At 28.5% G+C, this 12792-nt stretch carries 18 protein-coding genes and 1 pseudogene; 14 read left to right on the forward strand and 5 right to left on the reverse strand.

Annotated features, from left to right (window positions below; all coding sequences use genetic code 11):
* Nucleotides 1-200: 200 nt before the first annotated feature.
* From CD032_RS09560 to CD032_RS09580, 5 genes are all read left to right on the forward strand, one after another.
* Nucleotides 201-707, forward strand: coding sequence for a phage terminase small subunit P27 family (locus tag CD032_RS09560; protein ID WP_071560459.1), 507 nt, complete (start codon nt 201-203; stop codon nt 705-707).
* 130 nt (nt 708-837) lie between these two features.
* Nucleotides 838-1374 (forward strand): encapsidation protein CP3, encoded by a 537-nt coding sequence (locus tag CD032_RS09565; protein WP_019469462.1) that lies wholly within the window; start codon nt 838-840, stop codon nt 1372-1374.
* Nucleotides 1371-1697 carry a hypothetical protein gene (locus tag CD032_RS09570; RefSeq protein WP_103211444.1) on the forward strand — a complete coding sequence of 109 codons (327 nt, stop codon included), beginning with the start codon at nt 1371-1373 and terminating at the stop codon, nt 1695-1697. The genes CD032_RS09565 and CD032_RS09570 overlap by 4 nt, the downstream gene beginning before the upstream one ends.
* Entirely contained in the window at nt 1690-2037 is a 348-nt protein-coding gene (locus CD032_RS09575; protein ID WP_019469460.1) for a hypothetical protein, read from the forward strand. Before CD032_RS09570 ends, CD032_RS09575 begins: the two co-directional genes overlap by 8 nt.
* A 401-nt stretch (nt 2038-2438) precedes the next feature.
* Nucleotides 2439-2831 carry a YolD-like family protein gene (locus CD032_RS09580; RefSeq protein WP_103211445.1) on the forward strand — a complete coding sequence of 131 codons (393 nt, stop codon included), beginning with the start codon at nt 2439-2441 and terminating at the stop codon, nt 2829-2831.
* 59 nt (nt 2832-2890) lie between these two features.
* Here CD032_RS09580 and CD032_RS09585 read toward each other — a convergent pair whose 3' ends face one another.
* The 3 genes from CD032_RS09585 to CD032_RS13165 all read right to left on the reverse strand — a co-directional run bounded on the left by CD032_RS09585 (nt 2891) and on the right by CD032_RS13165 (nt 5217).
* Entirely contained in the window at nt 2891-3688 is a 798-nt protein-coding gene (locus CD032_RS09585) for a hypothetical protein (protein ID WP_103211446.1), read from the reverse strand.
* Nucleotides 3689-3967: 279 nt separating this feature from the next.
* Complete coding sequence (locus tag CD032_RS09590; RefSeq protein ID WP_103211447.1) at nt 3968-4678, reverse strand: hypothetical protein; 711 nt, start codon at nt 4676-4678, stop codon at nt 3968-3970.
* Nucleotides 4679-5004: 326 nt separating this feature from the next.
* Entirely contained in the window at nt 5005-5217 is a 213-nt protein-coding gene (locus CD032_RS13165; protein ID WP_126116908.1) for a hypothetical protein, read from the reverse strand.
* A 304-nt stretch (nt 5218-5521) separates the two neighbouring features.
* Here CD032_RS13165 and CD032_RS13660 point away from each other — a divergent pair.
* The 6 genes and pseudogenes from CD032_RS13660 to CD032_RS13485 all read left to right on the forward strand — a co-directional run.
* Nucleotides 5522-5648 (forward strand): annotated as a pseudogene (locus CD032_RS13660) (terminase small subunit); the annotation flags it as partial.
* A 126-nt stretch (nt 5649-5774) separates the two neighbouring features.
* Nucleotides 5775-6503, forward strand: a complete 729-nt coding sequence (locus CD032_RS09595; RefSeq protein ID WP_103211448.1) for a DUF3800 domain-containing protein — start codon at nt 5775-5777, stop codon at nt 6501-6503.
* 199 nt (nt 6504-6702) lie between these two features.
* Entirely contained in the window at nt 6703-7317 is a 615-nt protein-coding gene (locus CD032_RS09600) for a hypothetical protein (RefSeq protein WP_103211449.1), read from the forward strand.
* Nucleotides 7318-7510: 193 nt separating this feature from the next.
* Nucleotides 7511-7810 carry a hypothetical protein gene (locus CD032_RS09605; RefSeq protein WP_103211450.1) on the forward strand — a complete coding sequence of 100 codons (300 nt, stop codon included), beginning with the start codon at nt 7511-7513 and terminating at the stop codon, nt 7808-7810.
* 700 nt (nt 7811-8510) lie between these two features.
* Nucleotides 8511-8804 carry an antibiotic biosynthesis monooxygenase family protein gene (locus CD032_RS09610; protein ID WP_019469438.1) on the forward strand — a complete coding sequence of 98 codons (294 nt, stop codon included), beginning with the start codon at nt 8511-8513 and terminating at the stop codon, nt 8802-8804.
* Nucleotides 8805-9039: 235 nt separating this feature from the next.
* Complete coding sequence (locus CD032_RS13485; protein ID WP_103211451.1) at nt 9040-9246, forward strand: hypothetical protein; 207 nt, start codon at nt 9040-9042, stop codon at nt 9244-9246.
* 553 nt (nt 9247-9799) lie between these two features.
* On the opposite strand, the gene CD032_RS09625 is transcribed toward CD032_RS13485, so the two are convergent.
* On the reverse strand, nt 9800-10402 hold the full coding sequence (locus CD032_RS09625; protein WP_019469437.1) for a hypothetical protein: 603 nt from the start codon (nt 10400-10402) through the stop codon (nt 9800-9802).
* A 276-nt stretch (nt 10403-10678) separates the two neighbouring features.
* Between CD032_RS09625 and CD032_RS09630 the strand changes: the two genes are divergently transcribed.
* The 3 genes from CD032_RS09630 to CD032_RS09640 are packed head-to-tail and all read left to right on the forward strand — an operon-like array spanning nt 10679 to nt 11923.
* Entirely contained in the window at nt 10679-11017 is a 339-nt protein-coding gene (locus tag CD032_RS09630) for a GNAT family N-acetyltransferase (RefSeq protein WP_159081967.1), read from the forward strand.
* A 24-nt stretch (nt 11018-11041) separates the two neighbouring features.
* Nucleotides 11042-11461 carry a FosB/FosD family fosfomycin resistance bacillithiol transferase gene (fosB, locus tag CD032_RS09635; RefSeq protein WP_019469435.1) on the forward strand — a complete coding sequence of 140 codons (420 nt, stop codon included), beginning with the start codon at nt 11042-11044 and terminating at the stop codon, nt 11459-11461.
* Between the two features lie 12 nt (nt 11462-11473).
* Complete coding sequence (locus CD032_RS09640) at nt 11474-11923, forward strand: GNAT family N-acetyltransferase (protein WP_019469434.1); 450 nt, start codon at nt 11474-11476, stop codon at nt 11921-11923.
* Nucleotides 11924-12305: 382 nt separating this feature from the next.
* Here CD032_RS09640 and CD032_RS13170 read toward each other — a convergent pair whose 3' ends face one another.
* Nucleotides 12306-12677 (reverse strand): Ltp family lipoprotein, encoded by a 372-nt coding sequence (locus CD032_RS13170; RefSeq protein ID WP_202800744.1) that lies wholly within the window; start codon nt 12675-12677, stop codon nt 12306-12308.
* Nucleotides 12678-12792: the final 115 nt, after the last annotated feature.

The raw sequence follows: 12792 nt of genomic DNA on the forward strand, positions 1-12792 counted from the left end.
CCTTATCCGTAACCGAATCTTGAAATGAAAAGCTAAAATTGTGTAAAAATTCACAATATCAATAGATAAAATAGCCTAATTTAAGCCGTTTATGGCCTAATATCCGACTATTAAGCCTTTCAATGCACTATAAGACGTTTGTCAGAGCTTAATATGAATTATTGTTTCAATACATATAATACTAATAGGAGATGATATGGATGTCACAAAGAAAATTATTATCACAACAGAAAGCATACCGTACAAAAGATGTACAAGACCAAAGAAATGCGACCGAGAAAGCTATGAATGAGCTTACACCTTTATCAAAAGAGCCACCCGATTTTTTAGACGATGATGCTATTCAAGAATGGTATAGAGTGCTTCCACTTATTAATGAATTACCTATAAAAGATTTAGACAAAGGTCTGCTTGCTACTTATTGCCAAACATATAGTAACTACAAAAATGCCACACTCAAATTACAAGAAGAAGGTATGGTGGTTGTGACTGAACGTGGAAGTAAACTCTCACCTCATTACACAATACAAAGGGATAGCGTGAATACAATGAACGCCATTTGTCCCAAATTAGGCTTAACTGTTGAGGCACGTCTCAAGATTATGGAACCTAAGACAAAAAATGAGTATGATCCTGTAGGTGATTTTGTGACAGGTAAGAAGCCTAAATCAGTATATGAAGAGTTTGGCATAGGCAAAAATGACTAATTGTCCAACTGTTGGACAAACTTAAATATATAATAATGCCTTCCAAATTTTGGTAAGAAATGGATTTCTGCAACTGTTGCAGAAAACTTATAAGCGTTTATATAACTATATAAAGAAATGAGGTTATAACATGCATCTAAAACCCTGTAAGCAAGTATTAAGATATTATCCTGCAGAAAAGATAACCGAATACGAGCTATTAACTGCTTATAATCCTATGTTTATTAATCGTAAAATAAAAGCAATAGAGGAACAAATCGATGCAATGTATCATTTAAATGTCAGTCATACAGTGTGTGATGATGTGATGGGTGTAGTCACAACTTCATATCCTTTAGAAAAGTTAGTATGTTGGATTGTTGAGAAAAAAGACGAACTGGATAGATATAAAAAACAATCAAATAAACGACTAAATTTGGTTAAAAAGCTAATCAAACACTATCCTTCGTATGAACAAAAGGCTATCATTCAATACATGCAGTCAAATGGCTCATATAAGCCACACAAAATGATTGAGAAACTGCAGAAAGATTTATATCAAGTCCATCATAAAAACCGTTCACAACGCCGTGAGAAGCATATACAAGCCAATAAAGTGATTTATAATGACTATATCGAAACAAAACGTGAAAGCCTGCAAAATGAACGTGAGGTGCTTGCCATATGATTATTGAGTATCAAGATGTGAACTATAAAATGTTAGCCAAGTATATGTTGAACTATCACAGACTTTGTGACTGGTACATCAACAGACCTCATAACGTCAATGACCTTCAGTACCGAAATATATGTGATGTGGTTAAAGGTATAACTGCTGTATATAATGATTCTTCTTTATTAAAGCAACAAGTTATCAAGTTGACGTGGTGGGACAAGGAAACCTTATCAGATGACGTTATTTGCGACGTTATCGGTATTAAACAAAGAGTATTGTTGCGTGCTAGAACGTCTATATTAGATCGATTGGCGAGTGAAATCAGCTATGTATGATAAAAAGACGATTAAACAGTTTATATTGAGTTGTCACGAGCATATTAACGATGATTATGAAGATAAACCCATTGAAACAGATGATTTCTTTGAGTTAGGTGCTGAAGTTGACCATAAGCGTATAGATCAAATGAATACAGAAGATGCGATATTTTTAAACGAGCTAGAATTGGCTGCCGAAACAGTAGGAACATTCAAAGAGTTTAATTTGTTTTTACTGATGGTAGAGGGGAAAAATTACAAAGATATGGCTCGTATATTCGAAGTAGGCGAGCAGAGAGTTAAGCAGATGTTAGACAAGTTAATAGTTAAAATGATTAAATATTTGCAATATAACTAAAATTGTATATAATAGGTAATGGAATCACTTATCACTTTCTTACGAATACACACTAGACGACTTTAAAAGTCGTCTTTTTTATTTGGTTATTATACAACTAAATTTTTTCTTTTAATCATATTAGAGTGAGTATAAAATAGGCTTATTCTAATATTTAATGCTTTAGTAAACTTACATACAGCTATATATATATATTATTTTATAATTATTAATTTTTGCTCATACCAATTGCCCAAGTATGTTACGGGATGGTTATTTGCTTGATAGTTCAATGTCATGTTAAATTGTATTTATCAATTTTTAGCATTATAACTCTTAATTTATAAGGCAGACGGTCTAGTCTGTCTTTTTTTATTTACAATAACGAACATATGTTCTATTATATTTATTGAGGTGATACTATGATGCCAGATAAATATAAAAATGAAACGGACTATCGTAAAATACCACGTGAATATCTTAATCCACGCATACCACAAGGACGTGGAATGGTTAAATGGCAACCATTCAAGACAATGCCTGAGCAATACGAAAGATTAGAGCAATACATACTAGACCAAAATAAAACTGAGAGACCTATATTAAGTGAAGATCAATTAAATGAGTTAAATGATACATTAGTATATAAGATGTTTCATGATCCATCACTTACAGTCAGCTATTATAAAGACGGTTACATTGAAAATGTAGAGGGTATCATTCACAAAGTGGGTGACTTAGAGCAATGCTTATACATCCATGTAGAAGATAAGTTAAGTAAAATTAGCTTGATGGATATTGTAGAGATAAAATAAGCCCACCTAAATGAATAGGTGGGGCGTTTAAAATATATGACAGTAGGTGGCAATTTCAATTATTCGTAATCAACTAATGCGTTGTATTTATCCATTAATAAATTATATACATATACGTTAACTTCATCATCAACATGCTCAACTTGTGAATCAGAATCTAACATTTTATTGGCTTCATCTGCTATTTCATTATACTCGTTTGCCGACATTGTTCTGTCATGTTGATTGTTTTGATATTTACTATATTTCACAGCATTAAATTTTGGTAATTCATCTACATTATCAACTTCGTACCCTTCACCTTGTAAACTCCCAAATACAGACATATATTCATCCATGTCATCTTCATCAGTGTGAATCATATCATTTAATTTATTGTTTGTTTTTTTACCTAGTAGTGATTTTGTATCTATTTCTTTTAAATTTTCCTCTTGATTAGTTAAAGAATCACTTAATCTATATGTATAATTTGCTAGATGTTTAATAAATGTTTCATCACCTATATTATTAATTTTTGCTGTTTTATTTACATTCGAATAGTAATCAGTATACAAACTAGTAATGTTCGATAAAGCGTTATAAACCTCTTTATTCTCGTAGTTATCTAAAGCATCTTTATCAAAATTGTCTTTGTATTTATCAAAAGATTTAATTATTTCTTTTTTTGTTTTATTAGAAATTTTTGCGAAATCTGCTATGCTTTCACCTTCATCTTCATCATACTTATCCAAATGTTTATTTAGTTCGTTTACATATGTAGTTGTTGATTTTTTAAACTCTTTCTCTTTATCTTCTTGGCTTTGACAACCAACCAAAACTAGAAAACTTAATAATAATAAAACTAAAACTTTTTTCATTTATATGTCTCCTTAAAAATAATTTAATAACTTAATTGTACTATACATAAAAAATAAAGGTGATAACAAAAAAATTATGATTAAACTAATTATTTGTGAATACTCTTATATTTAATGTTGATTTAAATTCAATTATCGAACACCAAACGAACAACTATACGGTTATTCATTTCTCGATGCAACAGAGAGTGAATGTGAGAGTGGGAAATTGTAATGTAGTATCAAATAAAAGTGAAATTATATCTTTTATAAGCTGAAAATATATAGCGCATGATACCATTAATTGTTGTTCATTTCTTCATTCATTATTTCTGATACACGATCATTGTATTCTTCTTGTGACAATCCTTCAAAATCTTTTTGTCTTGTGAGGTCTTCTATTTTATTCTTGGCTTCTTCCGACATACCTTCAGTTGAAAAATCACCAGCAGGCATTTTATTTAAATCTATTTTTTGATTTTGATCTGTATTCTCATTTTGATTATTTGGAGTAAATGTACCCATTGGTGTTTCTATTGAGTGATTATTTTTATTAGCTATTCTTTGTACTTGTTCGTTTAATAGTTTCTCATATTCTTCATTTGAAACATTATTTGCATTAGGCATATTGTTTTCTAGAAGTTGATATTCTTCATTTGTCATACCTTTAGGCGGAATACCTCCAAAGGGTCTATTACCTTGTTGAGTAGGCCCTTCATTATTGTTTATATTAGGATTTTGTTGTTGCGTATTATTTTTATTTTCCATTTTTTGTTTTTCTTGAGAAGTTTCATTTGGTTTGTCTTTATTATTAGCTACTTCTTCATTAGATTTTTCGTCCTTATTATTTGATTTATTATCTTTTTTGTCTGATTCTTTTTCTTTATCAGTCTCCTTATCTTTATCTTCAGATTTAGTTTCTTTCTTATCGTCTAGTTTACTTTCTTCTTCATTACCACATGCAGCTAATATCAGAAAGCTTGCTAGTAACATAAAGAATAACTTTTTCATATCACATTCTCCTTTAATAATAGTGTTTAAATACTATTGTACTATTCATAAATATTAATGAGAATATCTTATCGTAATTTATTATTTAGCTTAATGTTATATCAATTTCATTTAAATTATTAAACATCAAACGAACAACTATACGTTTATTCATTTCTCAATGCAGCACAGAGTGAATGTGAGAATGGGATATTTGATAATTATGAGCAATTCTTGAAAAGTATGTAAACCATATTGCTAATTTAGCAATATGCACTAACTTGGCGCGCGAGGTCTTAAAACACGACGGCAGAGTCCAAATTTGGACTTTGCAAAAAGTACACGGCTCATTTTTGAGCTTTGCTAAGAGAAACCGTAGTTACAACTACACTTTTAAAAATCGATGTAATACGTCCATATTTGGGGATATTAGATAACGCATATTTCCGTTTTCTAAATTCTGAAAAGCTCAAATGTAGTTCTGTAATAGCTGAATTACCAAAACGGTACTTTGGAAAACCGAAATATTGGTTATCTAACTTATAGATGTGCGTAGTCAATTTGGCTACGCAGCTTATAGTCGAAATATATTTATGATGTATGATCTCGTGGCGCAGATTTGCGCAGTGAGTTTCACAGTCCAAATATGGACAGTGGTATATAAAAATTTGTATACATCTCATACAGTATTTTAGTGTGTAAGCTAACGCACCACTTTAGTGCATGAGCTTATGTAACAATTTGTGACGGTAGCTACATGAGTTATTAGATAAAGGAAGTAGGGAAACACGTCGCCCTTTGTTAGTTGATCTAAGAAACGAACAAAATATTCAACCATATATTGTAACTTGTAATGTTAGATAAGTGAATGTAGCTACACCAGTGTTTATAGATGGTATCGGAGAAGATGAAGAAAAAGAATGAGAGAGATATTGAAAATTTAAGTAAACAATATCCGAGTGCAGAGTTTCATATCGATGATATTAAGTAGATTTGAGGAGTAGTTAATATTATTCAAAGTGACTATAGTGAGTTTAGGAATTTATGTTCGTAATAATGTTCCGTCTTTATTTTATTAGAAAACTCTTTTAGAATTAATTTAAAAAGAGTGATTAAAATGAGTGAGAAATTCTTATATATTGATGATTCTGGTCAATTGAGTAATAATGGTAGACATGAATATTTTTTATATGGTTGCCTTTTCGCAGAAGATAAAAGTGTTGTTGAAGAAATTAATAATAAAATAAATGCTTTTTGTAGAAAAAGACATATAAAAGGAGAAATAAAAGGGAATCATTTAAAAATCAAAGACAGAAAAAAATTATTGACTATTTTATCTGATATAAAAGGAGCACATCAGTTTTTTGTTATAGTAAAAAATACAGAATTGAAAAGATTGAATTTTCATAATCCACATAATGTTAAACGGTATAAACAATACACAATTAGAAGAATTATAGAAGAAATATTTAAAAAGAACTATTTAGGAAAAGAAGATGTAGTTAACATCAAAATTGATAATGAAGCTTTTAATAGTAAAGAGGGATTGAATAACTTTATTTATTATTTAAATAGGTATTGGTCTAAACCAGGTACATTTATGTCTCAACAATTTTATTGGGACTTTATGCCGTTGATAGAAAGTAAGTTCACCATAAAATATTTAGATTCAAAACATGATAGGCTTATTCAAGTAGCCGATTTAATTGCCAATACAAAGTATAGAAGATTTAGAGGAAATGAAAAATGTGGTTCTGAGTTTTTGGAAACTGAAACGTGTCTAAAACTACCAGATGATAGTTATTTTAATAGTCCTAAAAGTACTTCTATTGCTAAAAATATCTAATGATGTTAAAATAATAGTAACAGCAATATGCCTGTTTTAGCAATGAGTAGGTCGAATGGTTTCTAAGCGTATCTTAAGTACGTGACCCTCATTGGACACTCACCAAAAGGTGAGTGTTTTTTTTGAAATTTTATAGATGTATTGTTCTTTATTCTTTTTAGCTATTTTGAAATTTTTAAATAGGGAGATGTTTTACATAATGTTAAGTAAAATTATAGAAAAAAGCACAATTACTAGTCTAACTGGAGCAGTCAAATTTTTAGGTGGATCTATAAATGATTTAAATTTGAAAGATTATATAGCAGCTCAGCATCTTCTACAAATAATAAATGAATTAGAAAAATATCTTTTAAAATTATCCATTAAAGCTGATGAAAATTGTAAAATCATTAAACATAATATGGATTGTAAAGACGAAAAAGAAAAAAGGGAACTTTTAATTTTAGAGGAAGAAATTTATTTATACAATATGTATAGAAATAGACTTAAAAGCGAAGCATATCGAAACTTATTGTCAGTAGAGAAATTCAATGATTTAATTGATGGAAATTTAGATTTGAGTTTACTAGTTGATAGAGATAGCAATATTACTAGAAAATATTACGAAATGAAAACAGAAAAATTTAAAAATTCATATATATCCACAATTTCCCAATTAGCTCATTTTCATAAATATGAAGATGATAAAAAAAGAATTACACTGCAAAAAATATATGCTTCTATATCTATTATAGCAAGTACAGGTTTAGTAGAAAGAATACTGTTAAAATATTTGCCATTCAAGAAAGTATTCTTAAGAAATAGAATAAAATAATAGTTTGATTAACACCACTGCCTAAATAGTGGTGTTTTTTAATGCTGAGAAACGTCCTGTGTTGCAGTGATATATTAATATGAGTATTATGTACTTTAAGTGTTCAATATAAAACTTTTAAGAATTATTCTGATTTATAGAAATATTTTTATAAAAATTATAAGATGATATTTGCTAAGAAAGGTGGATAAAAATGATTAAGTTTTCATTAGAAAAAATAAAAGAAGAGTTAATAAAAAGGCACTTAATTGATAGTTTAGGGGATATACAAAATGATGAAAGTAAAATTAAAAAAATTGAGTATATTAATTTAGATAATGACATAATTAGTGAATTTGAAATTGAAGAAATAGAAGAAAATATCGAAGATGAAGTCTTTTATAGATATGTAATTAGTTTCAAGAATGATAAAAGATATATTTTGTCTAGTAAAAAAGAATATGAACAATTTTTAAGATCTAGTAACATTGACTATGAAGAATTTATATTTTAAATCAAGGGCATAATATCGAAACAAAGGTCATATATGAATGATAATGTTATCGTTATAAAGCAATTTTCGTTGCCCCAAATTACTTATGTTTTAGTAATTTTAACATTTTACACACAACTTAATAAACAACTTAAACGTTGAAATGACAATACTTATGGCGTATTCTACATGAATAGATAATCGCTTTAATGAACTCCCGCCGTCTCCACTATAAGAGCTCTCAACCACAACGGTTGAGGGCTTTTTTCATGTATAAAAATTTTGAAATTTATTGAGAGTTATACTAGAAAGATACGTGCGTAATTACCATAGTATGGTAGATATTTATAAGAATAAATCACATGAGATGAACTTCAATATATGAACCTAGAATCGATTGTAAAGGGCATTACAGAGGTATATAACAATAGCCAAGTAAAATAGTACAAAAGATTATTAAATTGTCATGGTGGGACGTTTAATTGAAGTATCAGATAAGAAAGTGAAACAAGTATTTGATAGGGTGTTGGATAAAATAGTGGAAGGGTAAGCACTAATGTGTTTGCCCTATTTTTTATGTTATCATTTAAATAAATTATTCCGAGGCCCAATGTCAATAAAGCAATTGGAATAAGGCAAAATAGATTAATGATATAAAAGTGGTTAATATAAAAGAAAATTGTATTATTTTTTTAAAATATATTTTAAAGGGGATTTTGCATTGGTACTTGAAGGAGCGATGTTACAAGTTAAAAAGAATATGGAAAATGAATTTGAGGAATCTTTTAGAGAAGCCTCTAGTATTATTAGTTCGATGAAAGGTTATATAAATCATTCGTTAAATAAGTGTTTTGAAGAAGAAGGTAAGTATTTGTTATTGGTTGAGTGGGAAACATTAGAAGATCATACAATAGGTTTTCGTGAGTCTGAAGAATATACAAAGTGGAAGACTTTATTGCATTGTTATTATGAACCTTTTCCAGTAGTTGAACATTTTTACAAAATAGAAATTTAAGTGATTTAATTAGGTCACTTGAATAACAATTGTGATATAAAAGTACAACAGATTATTCAATTATCATGGTGGGACGTATATTTGAAGTATCAGATAAGAGAGTACGACAAGTTTTTGATAGGGTATTGGATTGATTATCGATGGTAAGCACTTATGTGCTTGCTTTATTTTTTGTGTTAAAATAAAATTGTTTCGTGCTCAACGTCAATAAAGCAATTATATTGAAATTTAAAGAATGGGTGATTTTTTGAAGATTAATCCTGAATTGGACACAAATTTTTTTATATCTATTTGGTTAAATATTTTATTTTTATTTGGTCTTATTTTTATTACAAAATTAGAAAATTTGTTTGTATTAATACCTTATGTTCTTGTAATGGGTGTAAATTCAATATACTTAGTTATTAAAGCAATGAAAATTAGAAATAATCGCAGTTTATAAATGTTTTGTATAGTGGATTGAATATTTTTGTCTTTCTATTAAGCCACCCACGCATGTCAATGGGTGGTTATTTTTTATTTACATATTATAACAAGTGTCCCGTTAATATTTATTGAGGTAATACTATGTTTACAGTTAGATATAAAAGTGAGGCTTGCTGTCGTAAAATAACACGTGAATATCTTAATCCACGCATATCACAAGTCAGCTATTCAAAAATACGCCTTAACACTATGAGAGATTAGAGCATTATGTTGAAGACCAAAACAAAGTAGATAAACTTTCACTAAGCAATGATAAATTGAATGATTTAAACGATATATTAATATAAAAATATATATTACGAATCCATAATTGAGTTGCATTATTTTGAAATTGTCTATATTAATACTAAAAAGGTTACATATATAGGTAGACACATACACGTAGATACTAATTTTATATGAAGAAACTGTTAAATTTAAAAGATATTGTTGAGATAAAATAAGCCCACCTAAATGAATAGGTGGGTTGTTTTAAAAATATATAACTTACAGCAGGAAAGCCTTATAAATTATTGACTATATTTATTTTGGTAATATTTTAATGCTGCAAGTTTTTGTTCTGCGTCTTCAACTTCATATTGATTATTTTCAATTGCATACATAGTTTGCTTTTCACCAGATGAAAGCCCATCTCCAGTATTATTTCGCCATTCTTGGTCAGGCATGTTCATATATGGATTGTTTGGGTCATAACCGTTAGCTTGTTGATTATTTTGTTGTACTTGTTGGTTTTGTTTCGTATTTGCATTAGCTTGTTGTTGCTGGTTAGCAGTTGTTTGTTGTTGGTTAGTATTAGCTGATTGATTCTCTTTGTCTGAATTAGCTTGTTGTGTATTGCTAGTAGTTTGATTTTGATTATCTACGTTAGCTTGTTGGCCATCACTATTTTGTGATTGACTGTCACTGTTAGTAGTTTGATTATCGCTATCAGAGTTATCTTCTTTATCTGTTTTCTTATCCTTAGATGCATTTTTATCATCATTTGATTTTTTCTTATCATCTTTTGATGATGATTTTGTTTCTTTTGTATCTTCTGATTTACTTTCTTCTTTATTCCCACATGCTGCTAAAACTAAGAAACTTGCTAATAATAAAAATAAGACTTTTTTCATTTAATACTCTCCTTTAAAAAATAAATTATTAACTTAATTGTACTATACTTAAAAAATAAAGGTGATAACAAAAAGTTATGGTTAAACCTATTAATTATGAATATACTTATATTACATTTTGATAAAAAGATTACGTAGCAGTATCTATTAAATGTAGAGATTATTTTTGTGTTTATTTATGTTAGAATATTCTGTGAATTATAAAAAGGATGTGCATTTATCATTGAATTTAAATTAGTAGAATTTCATTTACGTTATTGGGAACAAATTAATGAATTGAATAAACTTGAGGGATGGCAAGAGCTTGTTGAAAGTAAGGATAACTACAAGAAATCTTTAGAAAATTCCATAACAATAGTTGCCGTTGATAAATGTGATAATGTTATTGGTTTTATTAGAGGTCTAACAGATGGTTATACCACTTTGTTTATTTGTGAATTACTTATAATGGAAGAAAAAAGAGGTATGGGTATAGGTAATTCTTTGATAACTCATTTACATAAACAGTATCCAAATACAAGAATAGATTTATTAGCAACAGACCGTTCAGCAAAATTTTACGAAAAACAAGATTTTAGAATTTTTCATGGCTATCGAAAAAATTTTATTAACTAAATTTCAAGTATAATGTGGTACTTTATGATTCAATCTATAAATCACGTTACCTATTCAGTATCAGATATTAAGCAATCTATTGTTTTCTATAAAGATATTTTAAAAGCTAATATTCTAGTAGAAAGTGATAAAACTGCATATTTCGCATTAGGTGGTCTGTGGTTAGCACTTAATGAAGAAAAGGATATACCTAGAAATGAAATTCAATACTCATATACGCATATTGCTTTTACAATTGATGAAAATACATTTGATGAATGGTATCAGTGGTTAAAAGATAACAATGTGAATATATTAGAAGGACGTAATAGAGACATAAGAGATAAAAAATCAATATATTTCACTGATCCAGACGGGCATAAATTAGAATTACATACAGGCACGTTACAAGATAGGTTAGATTATTATAAAGAAGAAAAGCCACATATGAAATTTTATATATAAGTAGGTTATATTATGACAATAGAAATAAGGTTATTTGAAGAACAAGATTTAATCAAAATAAAAGAATTGTTGGTTTTATATGAAGATTTAGGTTATCCAACAATAACAGAGGATTTAGTTAATCGTTTGAAAAAGATATACAGTCATGAAGATTATTATTTGTTACTATTAATAAAAGATGATGTGATAATCGGGTTGAGTGGTATGTGCAAAATGATGTTCTATGAAAAGAATGGTGAGTATATGCGTTTACTAGCATTTGTTATAAATTCTAATTATAGAGAAAAAGGTTATGGAACACTTTTAGTAAAAGAGTCAGAAATTTTAGCAACTCAATTAGGATGTGAAGCAATTACTTTAAATAGTGGTAATAGAGAAGAAAGAGGTAATGCTCATAGTTTTTATAAAAATAATGGTTTTGAGAATAAATCATCTGGTTTTTCTAAAAGTCTAAATTGTTAAAACTAGACCTGATATGGAAAAAGACTGTAAAGAAAAAATAACCTTCACGTTTTTGAAGTATTTTTGGAATTATCCTAAATATCGAAAACTATTTTTATTGGATAGGTTTAGAAAAGTAGAAATGGATAAAGATATATTTGTTTTGAATAGCATAAAAGGACTAAATAGTTTTAAATTAAAAATAAGGCATATGAAGAAGCTGAATTAGTTGAATGGATATTATGAAAACAAAATAACTCACCTAAATAAATAGGTGAGTTATTTTACGTGACATTTTAGTAACCTTAAAGATAAAAAGTAATAAAAATTTTGAATTAAGTTATATAGAATTTCTCCATATAAAAAGATAAAAATATATAGGGCAGTGTTAACTGCCCGAAAATTAATCTTCTAAATGATCTACAGCAAATTGTGCCTGCTCTTCTGTAAATTTATCACCTGCATCAGATATTAGTTGGTCATAAATTGCATCTTTAGACATACTTTGGTCATCTTGATATGATTTTGCTGATTCTAATGCATTTTTCTTGTAGTCTACTTTCAAATGATCAACTGCATATTGAGCATCTTCTTCTGAAAATTGATCTCCAGCGTCAGATGTTAGTTGTTCGTAAATTCCATCTTTAGACATGTGCATTGTATCTGCATACGTTTTAGCTGAGTTTAATGCTGCTTTTTGTCCTTTAGATGCATTGTCATCTTTTTCAACTTCAGAATTTCCATTATTCAATTCTTTATCAACTTCATTAACCATAGTTGCAGAACACGCAGCAAAGATAATGCCCATAATAATTATAAATGCTAGACAACCACCGCAGTGAACTGCACCCTGTCAAGTAGACAGTGAAAAAAACAAAATGTTTATGGCT

The organism is Staphylococcus cohnii subsp. cohnii, assembly GCF_002902365.1.
GTDB lineage: Bacteria > Bacillota > Bacilli > Staphylococcales > Staphylococcaceae > Staphylococcus > Staphylococcus cohnii.